This window comes from Microbispora sp. NPDC088329, assembly GCF_040685655.1.
In the GTDB taxonomy this organism is placed as follows: Bacteria; Actinomycetota; Actinomycetes; order Streptosporangiales; family Streptosporangiaceae; genus Microbispora.
In genome coordinates, this window is sequence record NZ_JBFBIP010000019.1 from 16,723 (window position 1) to 38,319 (window position 21,597).

General features: G+C 70.1%; 22 protein-coding genes and 1 tRNA gene. 10 read left to right on the top strand and 13 right to left on the bottom strand.

Translation table 11 applies throughout. The annotated features are described in order from the left end of the window. Positions 1 to 241 precede the first annotated feature (241 nt). From AB0O28_RS29185 to AB0O28_RS29215, 7 genes are all read left to right on the top strand, one after another. Positions 242 to 1,018, top strand: a complete 777-nt coding sequence (locus AB0O28_RS29185) for a 4Fe-4S binding protein (RefSeq protein ID WP_363645657.1) — start codon at positions 242 to 244, stop codon at positions 1,016 to 1,018. Beyond that, complete coding sequence (locus AB0O28_RS29190; RefSeq protein ID WP_363645659.1) at positions 1,015 to 1,554, top strand: NADH-quinone oxidoreductase subunit J; 540 nt, start codon at positions 1,015 to 1,017, stop codon at positions 1,552 to 1,554. The genes AB0O28_RS29185 and AB0O28_RS29190 overlap by 4 nt, the downstream gene beginning before the upstream one ends. A gap of 43 nt (positions 1,555 to 1,597) precedes the next feature. After that, the gene (nuoK, locus tag AB0O28_RS29195) at positions 1,598 to 1,981 is read left to right on the top strand and encodes an NADH-quinone oxidoreductase subunit NuoK (RefSeq protein WP_363645887.1); all 384 of its coding nucleotides are present in this window, start codon (positions 1,598 to 1,600) and stop codon (positions 1,979 to 1,981) included. Continuing rightward, positions 1,978 to 3,909, top strand: a complete 1,932-nt coding sequence (locus tag AB0O28_RS29200; protein ID WP_363645661.1) for an NADH-quinone oxidoreductase subunit L — start codon at positions 1,978 to 1,980, stop codon at positions 3,907 to 3,909. The genes nuoK and AB0O28_RS29200 overlap by 4 nt, the downstream gene beginning before the upstream one ends. A 184-nt stretch (positions 3,910 to 4,093) precedes the next feature. Further along, entirely contained in the window at positions 4,094 to 5,878 is a 1,785-nt protein-coding gene (locus AB0O28_RS29205; protein WP_363645663.1) for an NADH-quinone oxidoreductase subunit M, read from the top strand. Then, on the top strand, positions 5,875 to 7,500 hold the full coding sequence (locus tag AB0O28_RS29210) for a proton-conducting transporter membrane subunit (RefSeq protein WP_363645665.1): 1,626 nt from the start codon (positions 5,875 to 5,877) through the stop codon (positions 7,498 to 7,500). The genes AB0O28_RS29205 and AB0O28_RS29210 overlap by 4 nt, the downstream gene beginning before the upstream one ends. 89 nt (positions 7,501 to 7,589) lie before the next feature. Beyond that, positions 7,590 to 8,438 (top strand): M48 family metalloprotease, encoded by an 849-nt coding sequence (locus AB0O28_RS29215; protein WP_363645667.1) that lies wholly within the window; start codon positions 7,590 to 7,592, stop codon positions 8,436 to 8,438. An 84-nt stretch (positions 8,439 to 8,522) separates the two neighbouring features. Here the strand turns inward: AB0O28_RS29215 and AB0O28_RS29220 are convergent, their stop codons facing one another. The 10 genes from AB0O28_RS29220 to AB0O28_RS29265 form a co-directional block, all read right to left on the bottom strand. Beyond that, positions 8,523 to 9,098, bottom strand: coding sequence for a pyridoxamine 5'-phosphate oxidase family protein (locus tag AB0O28_RS29220; protein WP_363645669.1), 576 nt, complete (start codon positions 9,096 to 9,098; stop codon positions 8,523 to 8,525). 19 nt (positions 9,099 to 9,117) lie between these two features. Continuing rightward, complete coding sequence (locus AB0O28_RS29225; RefSeq protein ID WP_363645671.1) at positions 9,118 to 10,155, bottom strand: hypothetical protein; 1,038 nt, start codon at positions 10,153 to 10,155, stop codon at positions 9,118 to 9,120. Between the two features lie 186 nt (positions 10,156 to 10,341). Continuing rightward, on the bottom strand, positions 10,342 to 11,082 hold the full coding sequence (locus AB0O28_RS29230) for an amino acid ABC transporter ATP-binding protein (RefSeq protein ID WP_363645673.1): 741 nt from the start codon (positions 11,080 to 11,082) through the stop codon (positions 10,342 to 10,344). Then, positions 11,079 to 11,915 (bottom strand): amino acid ABC transporter permease, encoded by an 837-nt coding sequence (locus AB0O28_RS29235; RefSeq protein ID WP_363645675.1) that lies wholly within the window; start codon positions 11,913 to 11,915, stop codon positions 11,079 to 11,081. Before AB0O28_RS29235 ends, AB0O28_RS29230 begins: the two co-directional genes overlap by 4 nt. A gap of 5 nt (positions 11,916 to 11,920) precedes the next feature. Next, complete coding sequence (locus AB0O28_RS29240; protein ID WP_363645676.1) at positions 11,921 to 12,829, bottom strand: ABC transporter substrate-binding protein; 909 nt, start codon at positions 12,827 to 12,829, stop codon at positions 11,921 to 11,923. 111 nt (positions 12,830 to 12,940) lie between these two features. Continuing rightward, positions 12,941 to 13,423 carry a MarR family transcriptional regulator gene (locus tag AB0O28_RS29245; protein WP_363645678.1) on the bottom strand — a complete coding sequence of 161 codons (483 nt, stop codon included), beginning with the start codon at positions 13,421 to 13,423 and terminating at the stop codon, positions 12,941 to 12,943. 33 nt (positions 13,424 to 13,456) lie between these two features. Continuing rightward, positions 13,457 to 14,278 carry a YceI family protein gene (locus tag AB0O28_RS29250; protein WP_363645680.1) on the bottom strand — a complete coding sequence of 274 codons (822 nt, stop codon included), beginning with the start codon at positions 14,276 to 14,278 and terminating at the stop codon, positions 13,457 to 13,459. Then, positions 14,275 to 16,854 carry an MFS transporter gene (locus tag AB0O28_RS29255; protein WP_363645682.1) on the bottom strand — a complete coding sequence of 860 codons (2,580 nt, stop codon included), beginning with the start codon at positions 16,852 to 16,854 and terminating at the stop codon, positions 14,275 to 14,277. Before AB0O28_RS29255 ends, AB0O28_RS29250 begins: the two co-directional genes overlap by 4 nt. 164 nt (positions 16,855 to 17,018) lie before the next feature. Further along, complete coding sequence (locus AB0O28_RS29260; protein WP_363645684.1) at positions 17,019 to 17,510, bottom strand: YajQ family cyclic di-GMP-binding protein; 492 nt, start codon at positions 17,508 to 17,510, stop codon at positions 17,019 to 17,021. A gap of 54 nt (positions 17,511 to 17,564) precedes the next feature. Beyond that, positions 17,565 to 18,044 (bottom strand): GNAT family N-acetyltransferase, encoded by a 480-nt coding sequence (locus AB0O28_RS29265; RefSeq protein ID WP_363645686.1) that lies wholly within the window; start codon positions 18,042 to 18,044, stop codon positions 17,565 to 17,567. Between the two features lie 158 nt (positions 18,045 to 18,202). Between AB0O28_RS29265 and AB0O28_RS29270 the strand changes: the two genes are divergently transcribed. Then, positions 18,203 to 18,287, top strand: a tRNA-Tyr gene (locus AB0O28_RS29270). A gap of 492 nt (positions 18,288 to 18,779) precedes the next feature. Here AB0O28_RS29270 and AB0O28_RS29275 read toward each other — a convergent pair. After that, entirely contained in the window at positions 18,780 to 19,208 is a 429-nt protein-coding gene (locus AB0O28_RS29275; protein WP_363645688.1) for a hypothetical protein, read from the bottom strand. Positions 19,209 to 19,301: 93 nt separating this feature from the next. On the opposite strand from AB0O28_RS29275, the gene AB0O28_RS29280 reads away from it, so the two are divergent. Next, on the top strand, positions 19,302 to 19,616 hold the full coding sequence (locus tag AB0O28_RS29280; protein ID WP_363645888.1) for a histidine phosphatase family protein: 315 nt from the start codon (positions 19,302 to 19,304) through the stop codon (positions 19,614 to 19,616). Here AB0O28_RS29280 and AB0O28_RS29285 read toward each other — a convergent pair. After that, on the bottom strand, positions 19,576 to 19,965 hold the full coding sequence (locus AB0O28_RS29285; protein WP_363645690.1) for a hypothetical protein: 390 nt from the start codon (positions 19,963 to 19,965) through the stop codon (positions 19,576 to 19,578). The two genes, AB0O28_RS29280 and AB0O28_RS29285, sit on opposite strands and share 41 nt — an antisense overlap. Before the next feature lie 128 nt (positions 19,966 to 20,093). On the opposite strand from AB0O28_RS29285, the gene AB0O28_RS29290 reads away from it, so the two are divergent. Then, positions 20,094 to 20,336 (top strand): hypothetical protein, encoded by a 243-nt coding sequence (locus tag AB0O28_RS29290; RefSeq protein WP_363645691.1) that lies wholly within the window; start codon positions 20,094 to 20,096, stop codon positions 20,334 to 20,336. A gap of 10 nt (positions 20,337 to 20,346) precedes the next feature. Here AB0O28_RS29290 and AB0O28_RS29295 read toward each other — a convergent pair whose 3' ends face one another. Further along, positions 20,347 to 21,582 carry an erythromycin esterase family protein gene (locus tag AB0O28_RS29295; protein WP_363645693.1) on the bottom strand — a complete coding sequence of 412 codons (1,236 nt, stop codon included), beginning with the start codon at positions 21,580 to 21,582 and terminating at the stop codon, positions 20,347 to 20,349. Positions 21,583 to 21,597: the final 15 nt, after the last annotated feature.

The window sequence follows — 21,597 nt, forward strand, 5'->3', positions numbered from 1 at the left end:
TCCGGAGGGGTCACCTTCCGGCCCGCCATAGCCGTTCATGTTCCAGACGATACGTATTTGTGAGTGTTCGTGCTTCCCTCTTCTCCCCGGATCCTGTGGATAACCCTGGGGATTAGAGTGTGGACGGTGTGGAAAACGTCTGGAGCGCGTTCACTCATCGCCGGTAGTGCGCGATGATGAACGTGTGGCGCGCATTCCAGGAGAAGGGTTGGCCAAGGGCCTGGCTGTGACCATGCGGCACATGCTGCGGAAGTCGGAGACACAGCAGTACCCGGAGGTCCATCCCGACCTGCCCGCCCGCAGCCGGGGCGTGATCGCCCTGGTGGAGGAGAACTGCACGGTCTGCATGCTCTGCGCCCGCGAGTGTCCCGACTGGTGTATTTACATCGACTCCCACAAGGAGACCCTGCCGGCACCCGAGGGCGGCCGTCCGCGTGCCCGCAACGTGCTCGATCGCTTCGCGATCGACTTCTCGCTGTGCATGTACTGCGGCATCTGCATCGAAGTGTGCCCCTTCGACGCGCTGTTCTGGTCGCCCGAGTTCGAGTACGCCGAATACGACATCCGCGACCTCCTGCACGAGAAGGACAGGCTGGGCGAGTGGGCGGCCACCGTGCCGCCCCCGCCGGCCCACGAGGTCGGCGCGGAGTCGCCGAAGGAACTGTCGGCCGGTTCCCGGCCGTCGCCCGCCCGCCGTACGGCGCCGCCCGCAGCGGTGAAGGGAGCGGCCGAGGGCGCGTCCACGGCGCAGGAAACGCCGCAGGAAACGGCACAGGACACGCCGCAGAGCGCTGGGCGGGAGACGGCGGAGGACGGGGTGCGCGAGCCCGTGCGGGACACCGCGCGGGAGACCCCGCGGCGACCGGCCGTGGAACCATCGGAGACTCCCGAGAGCCGTCCGCGGCGTGAGCCACCGAGAGCCATGCGCGACATCCGCTCCATCCGGCCGCCGGGTTCGCTGCCCAAGAAGGCGGGTTCGGCGCCGGACAAGAAGGACGGGCCCGAGGAGGAGCGATGACCTCCCAGGCGCCGGGGTTGTGGCCGCCCTCGGGGCCTGAGATCGTCTTCCTGCTGCTCGGCGCCGTCGTCGTCGGCTCGGCCCTGCTGGTCGTCACGACCAGGCAACTCGTCCACGCGGCGCTGTGGCTGGTCGTCTGCTTCGGCGCGCTCGCGGGGGGCTACCTGGTGCTGACCGCCGAGTTCGTCGCCTGGGTGCAGGTGCTGATCTACGTGGGCGCGGTCGTGGTGCTGCTGCTGTTCGGCATCATGCTGACCCGCGCGCCCATCGGGCCCTCCTCCGGCCTCGACTCCGGCAACCGCTGGGCCGCCGCGCTGGTCGCCGTCGCGACGGCCGCCGTGCTCGTCACCGTCGTCGTCACCGGTTTCCGCGCGGCGTACGCGCCGCTTCATCCCGGACAGGGCGCGGCCGAACCCCTGGGAGCGAGCGTCTTCCGCGTCTGGGTGCTGCCGTTCGAGGCGCTGTCGGTGCTCCTGCTCGCCGCGCTGATCGGTGCGATCGTCCTGTCCCGTACCGATATCAGGGGGCGGGAATGACGTCGTTATCGACCAGGCCCACGGCACTGAGGCGGTGAGCGAGGTGCACGTCGTCTATCCGGTGGTGGTCTCCGCCCTGCTGTTCTCCATCGGTGTGTACGGCGTGCTGGCCCGGCGCAACGCGATCCTCGTGCTGATGTCGGTCGAATTGATGCTCAACGCGGTCAACCTCAACCTGGTGGCCTTCGACGTATGGCTCGGTGACCGCCTGCACGGCGGCCAGGTGCTGACGCTGTTCGTCAGCGTGATCGCCGCGGCCGAGGTGGGCCTGGGGCTGGCGATCGTGCTGGCCGTCTTCCGCACGAGGCGGACCGTCGACGTCGACCGGTTGCGGGCACTCGCCGAGGTTCCGCCCGCGTCCGGACCCGGATCCGAACGCCCGGCGGGGTCCGCCGTACAGCCTGCGGACGGGGAGGGCGCCCCGTGACCGCCGTGACGGCTCTGATCATCCTGTTTCCGTTCGCCGCCGCCGCGGCCGGGCTGCTGGCGACACGCCTCGGTCTTCGTGATCCGCGTCCCCGTGACGCGCGCGTGCGTGACTTGGAAACCGGTACGGAACGGGCGGTGTACCGGCGGGCGGCGTGGTTCGCGATCGCACCGGGCGCGGTGTCGGCGGCGCTCACGGTGTGGCTCGCCGTCTCCCTCGCGGCGGGAACCGGGGTGTCAGGAGGGCGGTTCTGGTCGGAGCTGTTCCCCGGGCGGGCCGAGGGCACGCTGACGCCGGTCGAGACGGGGTCGGTGCCGATCTCCCTGACTCTGCGGGCCGACGGATTGTCAGTGCTCGCGGGCATCCTGGTCGTCGTGGTCGCGCTGGCGGTGCAGGTCTACTCGGTCGGGTACATGCGGGACGAACCCCGCTACCCGTCCTACAGTGCGTTCGTCAGCCTATTCACCAGCGCCATGTTGCTGGTGGTCTACGCGGGGGACCTGATCGTCCTCTACGTCGGCTGGGAGATCATGGGCCTGTGCTCCTACCTGCTCATCGGGCACTGGTGGGAGGACCGGGCCAACTCCCGGGCGGCGGTCAAGGCGTTCCTGGTCACCCGGCTCGGTGACGTCGGCTTCCTGTTCGGGATCTTCACTCTCGGCATGGCGGCGGGCAGCTTCAGGATCGACGACGTGCTGCGCGCCGACATCCCGCGGGGAGTCCTGATCGCCGCGACGCTGCTGCTGCTCGCCGGGGTCGCGGGCAAGAGCGCGCAGGTGCCGCTGCAGACCTGGCTGCCCGACGCGATGGCCGGCCCCACTCCGATCAGCGCGCTCATCCACGCGGCCACGATGGTGGCGGCGGGGATCTTCGTCGTCGCCCGGCTCTACCCGGCCTTCCTCGCGGCGCCGCCCACGCTCGACGTGCTCGGCGTGGTCGCGGCCGTCGGCATGCTGGGCGCCGCGCTCGCCGCGCTGGCGCAGGACGACCTCAAGCGCGTGCTGGCCTACTCGACGATCAGCCAGCTCGCCTACATGGCCGCCGCCCTGGCCGCCGGGTCCGACCGGGCGGCGATGTTCCACCTGGTGTCGCACGGCGCGTTCAAGGCCCTGCTGTTCCTATGCGCGGGACTGGTCATCCACCACGTCGGGTCGAACCTCATCAGCCACATGGGCGGGCTGCGCACGGCCCTTCCCGTGACGTTCTGGACGATGACGATCGGCTTCGCCGCGCTCGCCGGGCTGCCGCCGGCGAGTGGTTTCTTCAGCAAGGACGCGGTGATCTCGGCGATCGAGCACGGGGCGGGACCGGCTCAGCCGTTCGTGTACGCGTCGGCGCTGCTGACCGTGGGGGTGACCGGGGCGTATGCCGCCCGGGCCTGGCTGCGCACGTTCTTCGGTCCCGCCCGGATCGAGCCGCTCGCGGAGCCGCCGCCCGGCGTGGCACACGTCTTCGACGGCCGGGAGGCGCCCCCGTCGATGCTGTGGCCGGCCGGGGTGCTGGCCGTGCCGGCCCTGCTGCTCGGCCTCGCGGGTGTGGCGGCCGGTGCGGAGGTCGAGTGGGGGGCGGCCGTCGTCGGCTTCGCCGTCGCGCTGCTCGGCGCCGGGGTCGTGTACGCCCTGTGGCGGGCCGCGCCGGAGCAGGACCCGGCCCGGCTGCTCGGCCCGTTCAGAGTGCCGTGTGAGCGGGCCTTCCACGTCGACGCGGCGTACGCGGCGCTGGTCGCCCGGCCCGTCCTGCGCCTGGCCAGGGGAGTGGTCCGCACGGACGCGCGGGTGGTGGACGGCGCGGTCCGCGGCTCGGGCCGGGCGGCGCTCGGCCTGTCCGGCCTGGTGCGGCTCGCCCAGAACGGCAACGCGCAGCTCTACGTCACCGGGCTGCTCGCCGGGCTCGTGCTGATCGCGGTCGCGGCGGTGGTGCTGACATGAGGCGCCCCGCGCGGAACGCGAGCCCCGCCCGCGGGTCTCATGCCGTTCGCGGTGGCGGCGGTGGTGCTGACATGAAGCGCCCCGCGCGAAACGAGAGCCCCGCCCGCGGTTCGCCCCCGGGCCTCGTGCCGTTCGCGGCCGATCGGACCGGTCGTCCACGTCTTTTCGCACGGGCGGTGACGACGTGAGCTGGCTGCCGATCGCACTCGTGGCCGTGCCGCTGGTCGGCGCGGTCGCGTCCGCCGTTCCGGCTGTCCGGGACAGGGCGGTGGCTTGGGGAATCGCCGTCTCCGCCCTGGTCCTGGTCCTGGCCGCCGCGCTCGCGGCGGTCTTCGACCACGGGCGGCCCGCCACGATGCAGCTGGAGACCGACCAGCCGTGGATCCCCGGCCTCGGCCTGCGGTTCCACCTGGGTGTGGACGGCGTCTCGCTGCCGCTCGTCGTGCTGACCGCGCTGCTGGCGTTCCTGTGCTTCGTCCACCTCGCCGGGCACCCGCCCGCGGGAGGCAGACCCGGCGCGCTGGTCGTCACGCTGCTCGTGCTCGAGGTCGGCATGATCGGCACGTTCCTCGCCCTCGACCTGCTGCTGTTCTTCGTGTTCTTCGAGGTCGTGCTGGTCCCGATGTACTTCGTGATCGCCCTGTGGGGCGGTGCGGGCAGGCGGGCGGCGGCCGTGAAGTTCATCCTCTACACGCTGCTCGGCTCGGCCGTTCTCCTCATCGGCCTGCTCGTCGTCCGGACGCAGGCCGGAACTCTCGACATGGTCGCGCTGGCCGGGCGCCACGGCGCGGGCATCACCCGATCCGCGCAGATCCTCGCGTTCCTCGCCATCGGCCTCGGGCTGGCGGTGAAGACGCCCATGTGGCCGCTGCACACCTGGCTGCCCGACGCGCACACCGAGGCGCCGACCGTCGGCTCGGTCCTGCTCGCGGGCGTGCTGCTCAAGATGGGCTCGTACGGCTACGCCAGGATCGCGATCCCGGTGCTTCCCGAGGGGGCGGCGGCCCTCGCTCCCTGGCTCGGCGCGTTCGCCGTCGTGGGCATCGCGTACGGATCGCTCGCCTGCCTGGCCCAGCGCGACCTCAAACGGATGATCGCCTACTCGTCCGTCGGCCACATGGGGTTCGTGCTGCTCGGGTTCGCCTCGCTCACGCCGGTGGGCCTGAACGGCGCCCTGTTCGCCAACGTCGCCCATGGGTTGATCACCGGTCTGCTGTTCTTCCTCGCCGGTGCCGTCAAGGAGCGGTACGGCACGACGGACATGGTCCGGCTGGGCGGTGGCATGCTGCGCCGCCTGCCGTACGTCGGGTCGCTGCTGACCTTCGCGTGCGTCGCCTCGCTGGGCCTGCCCGGTCTCGCCGGGTTCTGGGGGGAGATGCTCGCCCTGCTCGGCGCGTTCCGCCCGGCCGCCGCGCTCTCCCGGCCGCTGTTCCTCGTGTTCATGGCCGTCGGCGGGCTCGGCACGGTGCTCACGGCGGCCTACTTCCTGGTCATGCTCTCGCGGGTGACGCACGGCCGGGCGGTCGAAACGATCCCGCTCGGCGGGCCTCTTGAGCCTCCGCCGGAGCCGGAAGAGCCGCTGAGGCCGGATGAGCCGCCGAGGCCTCCGCTCGCCACCGCCGAGGGCGTACGCGAGGTGCTCAGCGAGGTGGGGGAGGGCGCGGAGCCGGTCGAGCCCGTCGCGACGGGAGCCGCCGTGGCCGCGCTGGACCGCGAGGACGTGCGGCAGGAGACCGCCCGCGCGGGCGCCGCGGCGGCGGGAGCCGCCGGCGCCTTCGGGGCGGGCGCCGCCGATGCCGCGGAAGCGGGCCGGGGGCGGCGGCGGTTCGGCGAGGTCTCGGCGTACGAGCTGGCGGCCTGGCTTCCGCTGGTGGCGCTGATCGTGCTGTTCGGCCTGTGGCCCAAGGCCCTGCTCGCCGTGACCACGCCCGCCGTCCAGTCGCTCCTCGGATCGGGGGCGCCTCCATGACCGGCGGGACGATCCAGTCCATCGATTACGCCGCCGTGGCGGCGCCGCTGGTCCTCGTGCTGGTGGCAGGGCTCGTGCTGTTGCTCGACGCGTTCCTGCCCGCCCGCCCCGGCGGTGCGCGCGCGCTCGGTCTCGTCACACTCGGCGGCCTGGCCGCGGCCCTGGCCGTGGTGGCCGCCCAGGCCGTGAGCGGCGCGACCCGGCGCACGTTCTGCGTCCCCGCCTCCCTCGGCGGCGAGTCCGCTTCCGGCCGGGCCGCCGCGGCGTCGTGCTCGTTCGTCGCGGACCGCTTCACTCTGGTCATCGCGGCGGTCGTGCTCGCCGCCGGTCTGGTCGTCGTGTTGCTGTCGATGACGGAGATCGCCGTGCAACGTGGCACCGGGCCCGCGGAGCGCGGCCGTATCCCGGCCGGGGAGTGGTACTTCCTGCTGCTGGCCACGCTGACCGGGGCGGTCCTGCTGCCGGCCTCCCGTGATCTCATCATGCTGGTCGTGTCGCTGGAACTGGTGTCGCTGCCGGTCTTCGCGCTGACCGCGCTCAGGCGCCACGACGGCCGCGCGTCCGAGGCGGCCCTGAAGCTCTTCCTGGTCTCCGTGGTCTCCACCGCGATCACGCTGTTCGGCGTATCGCTGCTCTATGGGGTGACCGGCTCGGTCCACCTCGGCCGCATCGCCGCCGCCCTCCGGACGGCCGGGGACACAGCAGGGGACATGGCCCAGGTCACGGCGGTGGCCGTGGTGCTGGTGGTGGCGGGCTTCGCATTCAAGATCGCGGCGGTGCCGTTCCACTTCTGGGCGGCGGACGTCTACCGGGGCGCGCCGGTTCCGATAGCGGCGCTGCTGTCGGTGGTGTCCAAGGCGTCGGGCTTCGCCGGGCTGATCCTGCTGCTGACGTCGGCGTTGGCGGGGCAGGCGGCGTTGTGGGCTCCCGGAGTGGCGGTCGTCGCCGCCCTGACCATGACGGCGGGCAACGTCCTCGCCATGCGGCAGCGCGCCGCCGTCCGGCTGCTCGCCTGGTCGTCGGTCGCGCAGTCGGGCTACATCCTCGCGCCGCTGGCCGCCTACGCCGCCGAACCCCATGCTGCACCTCATGCCGAACCCCGTGTGGCCGTCGGGGCGTCGGTCGCCTATCTCGTCTTCTACGCCGCGATGAACCTGATCGCCTTCTCGGTGGTCACGCTCATGGCCCGCCGGCACGCCGACGACCCCGGCGATCTCAGCGGTGGCGGCTTCGGGAGTGAGGGGGACGCCGAGACCGGCGACCTGGAGGCGTACCGGGGGCTGGTGTGGCGAAGCCCGGCCGCCGGGCTGTCCCTCGCCTTCGCCCTCGTCTGCCTGGCCGGGCTGCCGCCCGGGCTCGCCGGCCTGTTCGCGAAGATCGTCGTCTTCCGGGCCGTCGTCGACGGCGGACTCGGCTGGCTGGCCGTGGTCGTGGCGGCCAATACGGTGGCCGGGCTGTACTACTACATCGCCTGGACCGCCCGGCTGTTCGCGCCGCCCGCGGCGGGCGAGAGCCGTACGGTCTCGACGAGAGCGGCGGCGGGGGTCGCCGTCGCCGTCACGGTCGCCGTCACCGTGGTCTTCTCCGTCGCCCCGCAGGTGGTGCTGTCGGTCGCGCAGTGAGGTTCCTCACGGGGAACGTTCGTCCAGGCCATGCGCGTTGGTAGGGCTGGACGCACCGAACCGGACACACCCAACCGTGAGGAGGAGGCGTGCACCACAACCGCCTGCGCACCGCGGTCCTGCTGGGGGCGCTGTCCGCGTCGCTCCTGGTGGCCGGGGCCTGGCTGGGGGGCGGCATGGGTGCTCGCATCGCGGTCGTGGTCGCTCTCGCGGTCGCCGGCGTCGCCTACTTCTCCGCCGACAGGATCGCGCTGTCGGCCATGCGGGCCCGGCCCGTGGCCGAGGTGGAGCAGCCGGCCCTCTACCGGGTCGTCCGCGAGCTGTGTACCGAGGCGCGCGGGCCGATGCCCCGCCTGTACGTGTCTCCGACGATGCAGCCCAACGCGTTCGCGACCGGGCGCAACCCGCGCGACGGGTCGGTGTGCGTCACGCACGGTCTCCTCGGGCTGCTGGACGAGCGTGAGCTCAAGGGTGTGCTCGGCCACGAGCTGTCGCACATCCACAACCGGGACATCCTGATCTCCTCGGTCGCGGGCGCGCTCGCCACCATGATCACGTACTTCGGGTACGCCGGTCTGTTCTTCGGCTCCGACGACGACGAGGCGCCGGGGTTTCTCGGCGCCGTCCTCGTGATGATCCTCGGCCCAGTCGCCGCCACGATGATCCAGGTGGCGATCGCGCGCTCCCGGGAGTTCGCGGCCGACGACGCGAGCGTACGGCTTACGGGCGACCCGCTGGCTCTCGCCTCCGCGCTGCGCAAGATCGAGATGGAGGTCCGCAGGCTGCCGCTCCCGGAGAACGGCAGGCTCGCCTCCGCCGGTCACATGATGATCGTCAACCCGTTCCGCGGCGCGCGGATCGGCAGGCTGTTCGCGACCCATCCGCCGGTCGCCGCACGGATCGCCCGTCTGGAGCGGATGGCCGGCTACCGCAGGTGAGCCCGCCACGGGACGCCGCCTTCACATCCGGGCCTGCGGGGGCGCACCACCGAACCGCCGCCCTCGCCCAGCGTGCATGGCCGATCAGGAGTGCTGCATGGCCGGGTCGGTCTCCTCGGCCGCCAGCGCGGGCAGGCCGTCGATGCTCTCCCGGTTGTGCTTGGCGCGGTAGTCCCGCCGCTGCTGGACGTCCTTGCGCCCCGCCCACTCGTCGAGCAGCGTCCGGTCCTGCTCGTACGCCATGAAGGGCACCGCGTAACCGCACGAGTCGGCGATGCGGTCACAGCTCACGACGATGATCGACCGCACTCCCGGATGCGGCCCGAAGAGCGCGAGCAGGCCGGCGAAGTCGGCGTCGCGGGGGGTCACCACCCGCCCGGTGCCGAAAAGACGGACGATCTTCGGCGGGCCGTTGAAGGCGCAGAACATCAGCGTGATGCGGCCGTTCTCGCGAATGTGGGCGACGGTCTCCACGCCGCTGCCGTCGAGGTCGAGGTAGGCCACCGTGGTGTCGTCGATGACCGCGAAGGTGTCCGCGTACCCCTTGGGGGAGACGTTGACGTGACCACCCTGCTCGGGAGCGGTCGCGACGAAGAAGACCGGCTGCGTGGTGACGAACTCGCGCAGCCGGTCGGTGAGCTTCTCGTACATCTTGCCCATGTCGTGACGATAACCCGTTTCACTCGCCGGGCAGCCACCAGGTCCACAGGCTGGACTTCACCCGGAAGGAGTCCAGCGTGGCGGTGGCTCCCGTGCCGGTGTCGAGGCTGCGCACCACGACCCCGGTCGTCTCGCCCGTCTTCTTCGAGTCGAGGGTCTCCCAGAGCTTGAGGTCGCCGCCGGAGGTCCACTCCAGGCGCTTGGCCGACTCCTTCTTGGGCACGCGGACGTTCACCGCCTCGCCCACGCTGTCGTTCGAGAGGTCGTACACCCGCAGCCGCTGCGTGCCGGAGGTGGTAGTGATCAGCACCGCCACGGAGGAGCCGTCGTCCGCGAGCGCGGTCGGACTGTTGTGGGCCACCACCTGCGGCACGACCTGACTGTTCGTCCGCCGCCCGTCCCGGTCGTACACGCTGAACTCGGTGGTGTTCTCGGCGGTCGTACGGGAGACGAGCAGGTGCTCTCCGTCGGGGCTGAAGCCCATGACGGCGGCGTCGGCCCGGACCTTGCGCACCTTCCCCGTGCGGACGTCCACGAGGAGGGACGGAACCTTGTCGTTCTCGTCGTAGTAATCGACCGTGAGGAGGCCGCCGTCCCGGGACAGGGTCGTGGCGAGATCCCCCATGCCGACGCCCTTGGGCGGCTTCGACACCGAGCGGGGGAGCACACGGACCTTGTTCGTGGTCACGTCGCGGACGACGAGCCTGCCGTCCTTGTCGCGGAAGTACGACACGCGGCGGCCGTCGCCGCTGACCGACAGGGCCGTGTACGACTGCTTGTCGACCTTCCCCTTCGCCGTGCGGGGGAACACCCGGGCGTCCTTGAGCACGCTGTCACGGCCGTTGGCGAGCAGGAGGTGCCACGAGCCGCACGGGAAGTAGTTGTCCTTCTTGCTGCAGGACTTCAGCCAGGCGTACCGGATGGCGGACCCGGAGAAGGAGGCCGTTGCGGAGGCGGAGACGGCTCCCGTACGCGCCTGCGCCTGCGCCGGGCCGGCGAGAGTGGTCAGCGCCATGGTGGCCGCCGCGGAGAGGGCGAGGATCGCGGGCTTTCTCATCGGAGTTCCTTTCGTCCCGCCAGGATGGCTGTCGCCTGGGTAGATGCGGTGCGACGACGAAAGGTTCTGTCACGAATGGGCCACGAAGAGTCCGCGAGGGGCCCGCGGAAGGGAGCCCCCGGAGACGAGACGAGGCGGGCGCCGCGACGGCCCCGCCTCGTCTCGTATCGTCTCGTGTCGTCCGCGTCAGACGCCGGGATGCAGCACCCGGCTCAGGAACTCCCGGGTCCGCTCGTGCTGCGGGTCGGCGATGACCTGCTCGGGCGGCCCGTCCTCGACGATCACGCCGCCGTCCATGAACACCACGCGGTCGGCGACCTCACGGGCGAAGCCCATCTCGTGGGTGACGACCAGCATGGTCATGCCGTCCTCCGCGAGCTGCCGCATGACCGACAGCACGTCGCCGACCAGTTCGGGGTCGAGCGCCGAGGTCGGCTCGTCGAACAGCATCAGCGAGGGATTCATGGCGAGCGCGCGGGCGATCGCGACCCGCTGCTGCTGACCGCCGGACAGCTGCCCGGGGTACGCGTCGACCTTCTCGATCAGCCCGACCCTCTCCAGGTTCTCCCTGGCGATCCGGGCGGCCTCGGCCCGCGAGCGGCGCAGCACCCGCTCCTGCGCGATCGTGACGTTGCGCAGCACGGTCAGGTGGGGGAACAGGTTGAACTGCTGGAACACCATGCCCAGCCGCCGGCGTGCCGCGTCGAGGTCGACGTCCGGGTCGGTCAGCTCGACGCCGTCGACGACCACCTGGCCGGAGGTCGGCTGCTCGAGCAGGTTGACGCAGCGCAGCAGCGTCGACTTGCCCGACCCGGACGGCCCGATCACGCAGACGACCTGGCCGCTCTCGACCGTGAAGTCGATGCCCTTGAGGACTTCGAGCTTCCCGAACGACTTGTGCAGGTTCCTGATCTCGACGGTGCTCATCGGCCCGCTCCCTGACGCGCTTCGAGCCGCCTCGCGACATACCCGAGGGGAATCGTGATCAGCAGATAGGTCAAGCCGGACACGAGGATCGGCGTGGGGTTGGCGAACGTCGAGGACTGGTCGTTGCCGAACTTCGCCAGCTCGACCTGCGCGGCGGTGACCCCGAGGAACAGCACGAGCGAGGAGTCCTTGAAGAGCAGGACCAGCTCGTTGGTGAGCGGCGGGATCACGATCCGGATCGCCTGCGGAATGATGATCGACACCATCGCCCGCATGTGCGGCATGCCCAGCGACCGCGCCGCCTCCATCTGGCCCTTCGGCACGGCCTGAAGGCCGGCTCGGAAGGTCTCGGCCATGTACGCCGCCGAGACGAGGCCGAGACCCAGGGCCGCCTGGCCGTACACCTCACCGGGCACGTGGAAGCCGGGGAAGGCCAGCGGCAGGCTGCCGATCATCAGGAAGATGACGAGCGCGGGCAGGCCCCGGAAGATCTCGATGTAGATCGTCGACAGCCATCGGTACGGCGCCACCGACGACTGGCGCATCAGCGCCAGCAGCAGGCCGACCACGAAACCGCCGATGTACCCGGTCACCGTGTAGATGACGGTGTTCTTCAGCGCGACCGTGAACAGAGTGGGCAGGCCCTTGCTCGCGACGTCCAGGTTGAAGAACGACTGACGGATCGCGCCCCAGTCGGCCAGCGCGGCCAGGACGACCAGGATCACGACCAGCAGGACGTACTGGACGCCCCGGCTGATCCGCTGCTTCTTCCGCGGGCTGAGCCCCTTGCGGGGCTCGGCCGGTGTGGAAGCGGCTGCCTGCTGCTCGCTCACGGGACTCACGATCCAGCGGCGGGCGACTCGGTCGTGGCCGGGGTCTCGGCGCCCGATCCGTCCGATCCGCCGCCCGAGGCCGCGCCGGGCTCGGTGCCGAACCACTTCTTGTAGATCTCGTTGTAGGTGCCGTCGGCCTTGGCGGCGGCGAGAACCTCGTTGACGGTCTTCGCCAGCGCGTCGTTGCCCTTCTTCATGCCGATGCCGTACTGCTCACCGGTGTCGAGGCTGGCGACCTGCTCGAACTTGGCGCCGACGTCGGGCTTCTTCAGCCAGGTCGACACGACCGGGAGGTCCTGCACGATCACGTCCGCCTGGCCGGTCTGCAGGCCGAGCAGCTCCTTGGGGGAGTCGGCGAACTCGATCGGCTCGAAGCCCTGCTTCTTCACGTACTCGAGGCCCGTCGTCGACGCCTGCGCGCCGAGCTTGAGGTTCTTGGCCTTGACGTCGTCCAGCGAGGTGATCCCGCTGCCCTTCTTGGCCATCAGCGCCTGGGTGGCGTCGAAGTACGGGTCGGAGAACAGCAGGTTCTGCTTGCGCTCGTCGGTGATCGTCATGCCGGCGGCGGCCACGTCGCACTTGCCGGCGTTCAGTGCGGCGCCGCTCTTGATCGCCGCGAAGTCGATGTCGACGATGTCCTGGGTCACGCCCAGCTTCTTGGCGACCAGGTCGACGATGTCCACGTCGAACCCGACGACCTTGTCGCCCTGGTTGAACTGGAACGGCTCGTACGGGATGTTCGTGCAGGTCGTGATCTTGCCGGCGTTCACGAGGGCGACGCCCCCGGGAGCGGCCGAGGCCGTCGCCGAACCCGAGCCGGCGGAGTCGCTCCCGCAGGCGGTGACGGTCAGCGCCGCCGCCAGCGTCGCCGCGCCGATGCTCGCCGCTTTCCGATACGTGGACCAGGGAGCCACTCCGGCCTCCTTGTTTGTGATGCGAAAACGTCTGGAGCGCAGTTTAAGCGTCCCTTATGACGGATTGGCCACCGCATGGTGCGCAGGTAGTAACGGCTGTGACCCCTGGTGTCACAGATGCAGTCCCTCGGTGAGCAAGTTGAACCGTTCGAGCATCCGCGCGAGCAGCCGCACGTCCTCCTCCGGCCAGGCGGCCAGCAGCGTCCGTAGCCGGCTCTCGCGGGCGGCCCGCGCGTCGTCGAGCCGCCTGCGACCCTCGGAGGTGAGGGCCAGCAGGTGGGCACGGCCGTCCTCGGGGTCGGGGCTGCGGCTGATCAGCCCCAGCTCCTCCAGCACCTTGAGCTGGCGGCTGATCGTCGCCCGGCCGACCCGCAGGTAGGCGGCCAGGTCGCTCGACCGCATCGGCGAGCTCTGGTCGATGCGGACGAGCAGGCCGTACGCGCCGGGGTCCAGCTCGGGGTGCACCTTGCGGCCCATCCCGGCGGAGAGCGCCCTGCCGCGCCGGAACAGGATGGCGAGCTGCCGTTCGACCGCGCAGTACGCCTCGCGTTCGCCGGCAGTGGGCGGTCGGGGAGCGATCTCCGCCTCCGTCATGGCCTGCCTCCTCCTGACTGCGTGTGGCAGGGACTACCCGCGCACCGCCTGGATGTCCAGCTCTACTTTCAGTGTCGCGCCGATCAGGGAGATCCCGGCCTGCACGACCTGGTTGTAGGTCATCGCGAAGTCCTCGCGGCGCAGCTCGGTGACCGCGCGGAACGCCGCCCGCAGGCCGCCCCACAGGTCCGGGCCGGTGCCCAGGTACGTCATGTCGAGATCGACCGGGCGGCTGACGCCGCTCAGCGTCAGCACACCGTGCACCGTCCACCGGTCCGGGCCCGCCGGCGACAGCCCGGTGCTCCGGTATGCGATCAGCGGATGCACCGGGACGTCGAGGAAGTCCGCGGAACGCAGGTGATCATCGCGCATCCGGCTGCCCGTGTCGATGGACTCCGCGACGATCTCGGCGACCACGGACGACTCCTCCGGAGTGGCGCCCATCTCGATCCGGCCGGAGAACTCGGTGAACCGCCCCTGCACGCTGCTGAGGCCGAGGTGCCGGGCCGTGGCGGAGATCTTCGAGTGCTCCGGGTCGATCGCCCACACACCGGGCGGCGGCAGCTCGGTGCCGCCCTGCCGGGCCAGCACCAGCGTGCCGGCCTCGGCGGCGCCCGAGGCGGTCGCGATCGCGGTGGACGCGGCGGGCGCGTAGCCGATCGCGGTCGCGACCACCGTGTAGATCCCCGGCGGCAGCGGGGCGGTGACGATCTGCCCGTCGGCGTCCGCCTCCGCCCGCGCCACCTGGTGGCCGGTCGTGTCGGTCACCGTGACGACCGCGTGCTGGACGGCCCAGCCGTCCCTGCTCCGCACCAGGGCGTGCAATCCCCTGGGGAGGGCTTCCGAGACGCTCATCGCTCGTGTCCCAGCCACATGTCGTACGGCTCGTCGCCCTGGCCGCCGAGGTTCAGCGTGCTCGCCACGGGCGCGTAGCCGCTGGCGACGATGGTGTACTGCCCGCCGGTCAGGTCGGTGAAGGCGTACTCGCCGTCCTCGCCGGTCGTCACCACGCCCACCACGTTGCCGGCGGCGTCGAGCAGCGTGACCCTGGCGTCGGCCAGCGGCACGCCGTCCTTGACGCGTACCGTGCCCCGCACCCGGGCGCCGGGCAGCAGCACGACGTCGTACCGGGTCTGTCCGGTGCCCAGCACCTCGACGGGGACGGCGGCCGGACGGTACGCCGCGCCGCTGACCGTGAGCGTGTAGGTGCCGGCCACGATGCCGGAGAAGGTGAAGCCGCCCTCGGCGTCGGTCGCGCTCGTGGCCACGACCTCGCCGCGTACGTCGGTCACGACGACCACCGCTTCGGCGACGGGCGTCCCGTCCGTCCCGCGTACGGTGCCGACGAGCCGGCCCGAGGCCGCGAGGACCATGTCGAAGTCGACCGGCTGGTCGCCCACGACCAGCGTCGCGACCTGCGGCTCCCGGTCGCCCGCCGACGCGATCAGCACGTACGTCCCGCTGCCCGGGGTCTGGAGCGCGTAGCCCCCGTCGTCCCCGGTGACCGTACGGCCGAGCTGGTGGCCGCGTACGTCGATCAGCGTGAGCGTCGCGCGGCCCACGGGCACACCGTCCTGGCCCTTGACGAACCCGCGGATCTCCACACCGTCCGGGCCGTACGTCTCCAGGGCGACGGCGGCGTACGGCTGGGCCTGCGTCGCGGTGAGAACCTGTGCGTTCAGGGGCTGCGCGTTCGGGGCCTGCGCGTTCAGGGGGTGCATGGGGGCGTGGCCGTTCGGCGAGGCGAACTCGGCGTCGGCCGTCAGCGGCCGCTGCCTGTCGCGCTGCTGCCCGTCTCGCTGGGCGTGACGCCCGGGCGCGACGCCGTTCCGCTGGCGAGCGGCCTCCGGAGCGAGGGTCTCGTCGGTCTCCGGCGCCTCGGCGCGGACGCTGATCGCGCTGGTCCGCAGGGGAACCTCCTTGATGAACAGCACGGCGATCAGCGCCAGGAAGGCGACCGGCGCGGCGTAGAGGAACAGGTCGCCGACGCCGTGGCCGTACGCGCTCTCGACGACCGTGCGGATCGGCGCGGGCAGCGAGGAGAGCTTGGGGATCGAGCCGCTCTCGGTGCCGGTCCCGCTGACGCCCAGCGCGGACAGGCCCTCCTCCAGGTAGTTCTTGACGCGGTTGACCATCACGGCGCCGAGCGCCGACACGCCGATCGCGCCGCCGAGGGAGCGGAAGAACGCGACCACGGAGCTGCCCGCGCCGAGGTCCTCCGCCTGCACCTGGTTCTGCACGGCGAGCACGAGGTTCTGCTGGCTCATGCCCACGCCGACGCCGATGAGGAACATGAAGACGGCGACGAGCCAGTAGTCGGTGTCGTACCGGAGCATGCCCATCAGCGCGAACCCGGCGGTGAGGGCGAACGCGCCGGTGACCAGGAAGACCTTCCAGCGGCCGGTGCGGGTGATGATCTGACCGGAGACCGTGGAGGAGATGGCCAGGCCGAGGATCATCGGAAGGGTCATGAGACCGGCCACCGTGGGCGTCTCGCCACGGGCGAGCTGGAAGTATTGGCTCAGGAAGGTCGTCGCACCGAACATCCCCACGCCGACCAGCACGCTGGCGACCACGGCGAGGCTGACCGTCCGCATCCGGAACAGCCGCAGCGGGACGATCGGTTCCGCGGCCTTGGTCTCGACCAGCAGGAACAGGGCCGCGAGGACCACGGCCCCGCCGACCATCGCGCCGGTCTGCCACGACAACCAGTCGTACTTGTTGCCCGCGAACGACACCCAGATCAGCAGCAGCGAGACCGAGGCGGCGATAAGGACCGCGCCGCCCCAGTCGATGCGCACCTTGCGCTTGATCACGGGCAGGTGCAGGGTCTTCTGCAGCACGATCAGCGAGATGATCGCGAACGGCACTCCGACGTAGAAGCACCAGCGCCAGCCGAGCCAGTCGGTGTCCACGATGAGGCCGCCGATCAGCGGACCGCCGATCGTGGCGACCGCGAACACCGCCCCCAGGTAGCCGGAGTAGCGCCCCCGTTCACGCGGCGGGATCATCGCCGCCATGATCACCTGAGACAGAGCGGTGAGGCCGCCGACGCCCAGGCCCTGCACCACCCGCGCCGAGATCAGCATCGCGGGGTTCTGGGACAGGCCGGCGATCGCGGAGCCGATCACGTACACGATCAGCCCGAGCTGGATGAGCAGCTTCTTGCTGAACAGGTCGGACAGCTTGCCCCAGATCGGTGTGGAGACCGTCGCCGCGAGCAGCGTCGCGGTGATCACCCAGGTGTACGTCGTCTCATCGGCGTGCAGTTCCGCCGTGATGGTGGGGAGCGCGTTCGACACGACGGTCGACGACAGAATCGCGACGAACATCCCCAGCATCAGACCCGAGAGCGCCTCCAGGATCTCCCGGTGCGTCATCGCGGGGGCCGCCGCGCCCGGCGGCGTCTCCCTGGTCATCGCATTCGCCATCGAAGTCCTTCCCCGTATGATCAAACTTAGTTTCCCTAAGCAATCATATATTGATCGTTGCTTCGGGCAATCAAATAGTCATGGTCGCGGGGTCTTCCGGAGACGACGAAGGCCCTGAACCCGCAGGTCAGGGCCTTGTGGTGGTGATGTGGATGTGACCAGTGTCACCGGTAGTTGACGAACTGAAGGGCGATGTCGAGGTCCTTGCCTTTGAGCAGGGAGATCACTTCCTGGAGGTCGTCCTTCTTCTTGGAGCTGACCCGGAGCTCCTCGCCCTGGATCTGTGCCTTCACGCCCTTCGGGCCCTCGTCCCGGATGAGCTTGGAGATCTTCTTGGCGTTCTCCTGGTCGATGCCCTCCTTGAGGGAGACCACCAGGCGGTACTCCTTGCCGGACAGCTTCGGCTCGCCCGCGTCCAGGATCTTGAGGGACAGATTGCGCTTGACGATCTTGTCCTTGAAGACGTCGAGAACGGCGTTGGCCCGCTCCTCGCTGTTCGCCTTGATCTCGATGTCCTTCTGCCCCGACCAGGAGATGCTCGCGCCGGTGCCCTTGAAGTCGAAGCGGTGCCCGACCTCCTTGACCGTCTGGTTCAGGGCGTTGTCGACCTCCTGCCGGTCGATCTTGCTCACCACGTCGAAACTGCTGTCGGCCATCGGTGTCCGTGTCCTCTCTCCGTTGCCCTTTGAGGGTAGTGGGCGCCGCTGTGATCAGAGGTCTTTCCTCATCACGACGCGGGGCGCCACCTCGATGCCGAGGGCCCGCTCGTGCTCGACCAGTGCGGTGAGCTCGGGCCCCCACTCGTGGGGGTGGACGACGCGGAAGCCCCGGCGGGCGTACCAGGGGGCGTTCCACGGCACATCGCGAAACGTCGTCAACGTCACCGCCGTCGTGCCGGCCTGTGTGGCGGCCGCACAGACGGCGTCGAGGAGCCCTGTCCCGATCCCTCTGTTGCCGTGGCCGGGACGCACGGCGATCTGCTCGAGGTGGGTCAGGCCGTCGACCATCCCGAGCAGGGCGAACCCCACCGGTGGCCGCCCGGCCACGATGACACGCCCGGGATCGTCGCACTCTTTGATGACTGTGGTGCCCGGCGGAAAGACGATGCCGAGCGGCACGAACATCCCGTCCGCCGCTCGCTCGATCGCCGCCAGGGCCGCGAGATCCGCCGGTTCGGCTCCTCTGATCACCGACCCACTATGGCCGGTGGGCCCCCGTGCCCGCTTCCGAGTTTCCGGGACCCTCCGCTGCCCGAGGATCACGCGACGGGGCCGGCGCGGAACCCATGTCACGTGCACCCGGGAAGTCCGCTATTCTTCTACCTGTCGCCGCGGCGAGCGGAAGACAAGGCAGGTTGCCCGAGTGGCCAAAGGGAGCGGTCTGTAAAACCGTCGGCTCAGCCTACCCAGGTTCGAACCCTGGACCTGCCACCAGCAGGAAAGTAGCCCCTGATCAGCAGAGATGCCGATCGGGGGCTTCTTCGTTTCTTGATCCGTGAGTACCCCTGATTCCCCGTGTCTGACCCTGGCTTAGGGCACGCGATCGGGGTGCTCCTGCGCGGACGCGCACGCCTCGCTCCCCTGATCATCCCGTCTGCCTCGACCCACCGCGGAGCGGCAGCGGGCCGGGGACGGAGGGGCAAGCCCGTCTTCGCGTGTACGTCAGCCGGTCGCCGTTCCTCGGCAATTGGATGCCAGGGGGCACAGACGGGCTTGAGCCGTAGGAGCCGGTCTGCTGGGCTTGCCTGGGTCGTGGCGGGCGGGATGATCAGGCCTCCACCTCAGCCAGCTACGGCCTCGGCCGACGCGCGGGCGATCATCCCGGAGCCGAGGCCCCCGCCGGAGGCAACTGCTGTCAACCGAGGTGGTACCGCCGGCTGAACGGCCCCGTCGATGGTCCTCGCAGCTATTTCTGCCGGCTACTGCTCAGGATCGACCGGAGAACCGCCAGACCCAGATCGTCCACCCCATGATTGTGACCCCGACGAGCATGGCAACGACAAAGCCGAGCCACTCGTTGGACCCTTCAGGCGCATATGCCCTGTCTCCTACGTACAGGACAGCAACGCGATCGCCTACCTGCGTTTTGTGGTTCAAATCATCGGTGCGCACGTCGGCGACTCGAAGCCGCCCATCGCTGGACACGAACTCGCCGCTCCAGTCGCATCCCTTGCGGCAGTTCCTTGTCTCGATCGTCAATGTGCCACGGATTCCTTCGCCTCTCGCGGCCTCCAGCGCAGGCCCAATCCATCGGGCGCCGGCGAGTACGAAGGCAAGACCGAAGAGCACAAAGACGATGGCACACCCGGAAGAAATCTCATCATTTTTATCGCCGCCAGGATTCGAGGCACCCACGACGAAAAGATATACGGTGGGATCTGCTGCCCGCGCGGGCGAATACGAAGCGCTGGCACGGCCGGAGGGACGGTGAGGGTGGCTCGCACGCTTGTGTACCTGGTCCGTCATGGTCAACAGGACCAGGCGCTCGGCCGATCGGGAGACGGCGGCCTCTCCGAGTTGGGCCGTCGGCAGGCGGACCGGCTCGGTCAACGTCTACGGGATGTGCCGTTTTCGGCGGTTCACCACAGCCCGCTTCTCCGGGCGGTTCAGACCGCTGACGTGATCGCCGTAAGCGTGCGGCGAGTACGCATATTTCACCGAGTAGTCGGCCGGGCGGCGAGGACCTCGCACGCATGCCCCGGAGCAGAGGCAGCGCCAGTCGTCAGGCCAGTGCCATGCACACCGCGAACGGGACGGGGATGAGCGCAGCCGCGGCAAGCCATGCCATCGGCCTCCGTCCGCGCCGAAGCGGCAGAATCACGTCGATCGCAACCACCAATGCCACGGTGAAGACGCCCGTCACCACCAGGAGGAGCATTACGACGGACGAGTGATCGAGAATTGTGTAGTTGCAGTTGACGAGACCGGTTCTGCCGAAGTCTTCCGCGCTCCTGCAGTCCATCGGCAGGTATTCGGTCAGCAGCCACCACGCCAGATAGAGCGGCGCGCTCGCGGGCACACCGAGGGCGAGGTTCACCAGAACGGGAATCCAGAAACCAATCCCTGTCCCTTTCCTGCGCCGGGCACGTGCATCAGTCCTGGATCGGATCATCGCCCTGCTCCTTCTCGTGCTCCGGACAGCCGCGGTGCCTGCCCCGGGGGTGGAGGCCAACCGCCGCGAGCTCGACGGGTGCCCATCACTCATGGGAGGGTGACATTCGAGGGCAGGAGGACGCTTTGATGATGGCCAGCGCGGCGTCATTGGTCATAACGATCGTCTCGTTGGTTGTTCTGTTCTTCATCATCTACGGGGCGGTTCGGTTGGCGCTCAAGCATGAGCGGCTCAGCGCGCAGCGTGCGCAGATGATGCAGAACCCCGGATACGGCACCCCGGTGCAGCCGCCTTACGGGCCTTCCCTTGGGCACGGTCAGCAGCCGCCTTACGGGCCTCCCCCTGGGTACGGTCAGCAGCCGCACAGTTGACAGTCCAGCTCTACAAAGGGGTGGAGGCGGTGGTCCTGGGCACGAAGGCGATGCCGTCGAAGTGCTCGGCGAGCACCGTGGGCATGTAGCTGAGTTTGTAGGCGAAGCGCCTCGCCACCGCGCCGCCGTAGCTGCGCATGCGGAGGGGTTCATCGAGCCACCGCGCCACGGCCTCGGGCCGTGGTTCGCCCCGCAGGTCGATCAGATGGTCGCCCGGATGGGCGGTGGCCAGGTGGGCCTCCACGATCATCGATTTCCGGACGAGCGGGACGCGGAAGGTGACCGGAGGCCTGGCCGGGTTCACCTTTCCGAAGCGTGGCCGCCGGGCCCGGAACTCGCCCTCGCCGAAGAGCACGCCGAGTGCGTAGTAGTCCTCGCCATGACGCTGCGCGAGGTGCCGGCCCATCGTGGGCACCGACCCGCCGCTGTGACTGCCCTTCATGACGTGGCCGTTGTGTGCCAAGAGAGCGACCCTGGCGTTCGGGTCGGCTAGGAGGGGATCGAGGTTGTCGGCGAGATAACGGTCCCGGGCGACGCTGACGGTCTGCGCCGGGTCCGAATGCCGAAGCGGCCTGCTCGCGAGATCGGCGCTCTGCCGTACGAGCCGCGCATGTGCCAGCGCCTCATCCCGTTCCGTGTCGGCGGCCCGGCCGGCGAGGTAGTCCTCCACGCGGCGGGCGTGGGCGACGATCCGCCGGTCGAGCGGCGGGCCGACGCCCAGGCGCTTTCCGGCAAGAGGAGTGAGAGGGTCGAGCAGGCCCGGCGCGTCATCGCCGAGGTGCTTACGCAGGGCAGCCAGCGACGCCACCGGATACTGCGGGTCGATTCCCACGAGCCGCACCTTCCGTGAGCTGGTGCGGTTGTGGTCGCGCAGCCATTGGACGATCGTCAGCATCTCCGTGGTGTACAACGTCCAGAAGCCCAGGCCGGCGAGCGCCTTGACCGGATCGCCGGAGCCGCCCCGCACGTAGTCGTCCACCGCCGGGGAGGCCGAGGCGCTGGCCTCCACCGCGATCGTCGTGAAGCCCAGCTCCTCGACCAGGAACTCCAGCAACCGGTGCCTGATCAAAAAGAACTCCCGGCTGCCATGCGTGGCCTCGCCGAGCCCCACCACCCGCACCCCGTCCAGTGCGACGCGGAGCGGCGCCAGGTCGGAGATCCCGGTGCCCGGTCTCAGGCCGCTCAGCGGTATCGCCCGCGACTTCAGCCATTCCGCCACCTCGTCCTCGGTCGCCTTGCCGGGCACGGTGCTCCTCACGGT

What these genes read in the sequence shown, in the direction of transcription:
- AB0O28_RS29185 (WP_363645657.1), top strand. Translation starts at nt 242, where the DNA reads ATGCTGCGGAAGTCGGAGACACAGCAGTACCCGGAGGTCCATCCCGAC.
- AB0O28_RS29190 (WP_363645659.1), top strand. Translation starts at nt 1,015, where the DNA reads ATGACCTCCCAGGCGCCGGGGTTGTGGCCGCCCTCGGGGCCTGAGATC.
- AB0O28_RS29210 (WP_363645665.1), top strand. Translation starts at nt 5,875, where the DNA reads ATGACCGGCGGGACGATCCAGTCCATCGATTACGCCGCCGTGGCGGCG.
- AB0O28_RS29220 (WP_363645669.1), bottom strand. Translation starts at nt 9,098, where the DNA reads ATGGGCAAGATGTACGAGAAGCTCACCGACCGGCTGCGCGAGTTCGTC.
- AB0O28_RS29225 (WP_363645671.1), bottom strand. Translation starts at nt 10,155, where the DNA reads ATGAGAAAGCCCGCGATCCTCGCCCTCTCCGCGGCGGCCACCATGGCG.
- AB0O28_RS29230 (WP_363645673.1), bottom strand. Translation starts at nt 11,082, where the DNA reads ATGAGCACCGTCGAGATCAGGAACCTGCACAAGTCGTTCGGGAAGCTC.
- AB0O28_RS29245 (WP_363645678.1), bottom strand. Translation starts at nt 13,423, where the DNA reads ATGACGGAGGCGGAGATCGCTCCCCGACCGCCCACTGCCGGCGAACGC.
- AB0O28_RS29250 (WP_363645680.1), bottom strand. Translation starts at nt 14,278, where the DNA reads ATGAGCGTCTCGGAAGCCCTCCCCAGGGGATTGCACGCCCTGGTGCGG.
- AB0O28_RS29255 (WP_363645682.1), bottom strand. Translation starts at nt 16,854, where the DNA reads ATGGCGAATGCGATGACCAGGGAGACGCCGCCGGGCGCGGCGGCCCCC.
- AB0O28_RS29260 (WP_363645684.1), bottom strand. Translation starts at nt 17,510, where the DNA reads ATGGCCGACAGCAGTTTCGACGTGGTGAGCAAGATCGACCGGCAGGAG.
- AB0O28_RS29285 (WP_363645690.1), bottom strand. Translation starts at nt 19,965, where the DNA reads ATGATCCGATCCAGGACTGATGCACGTGCCCGGCGCAGGAAAGGGACA.
- AB0O28_RS29290 (WP_363645691.1), top strand. Translation starts at nt 20,094, where the DNA reads ATGATGGCCAGCGCGGCGTCATTGGTCATAACGATCGTCTCGTTGGTT.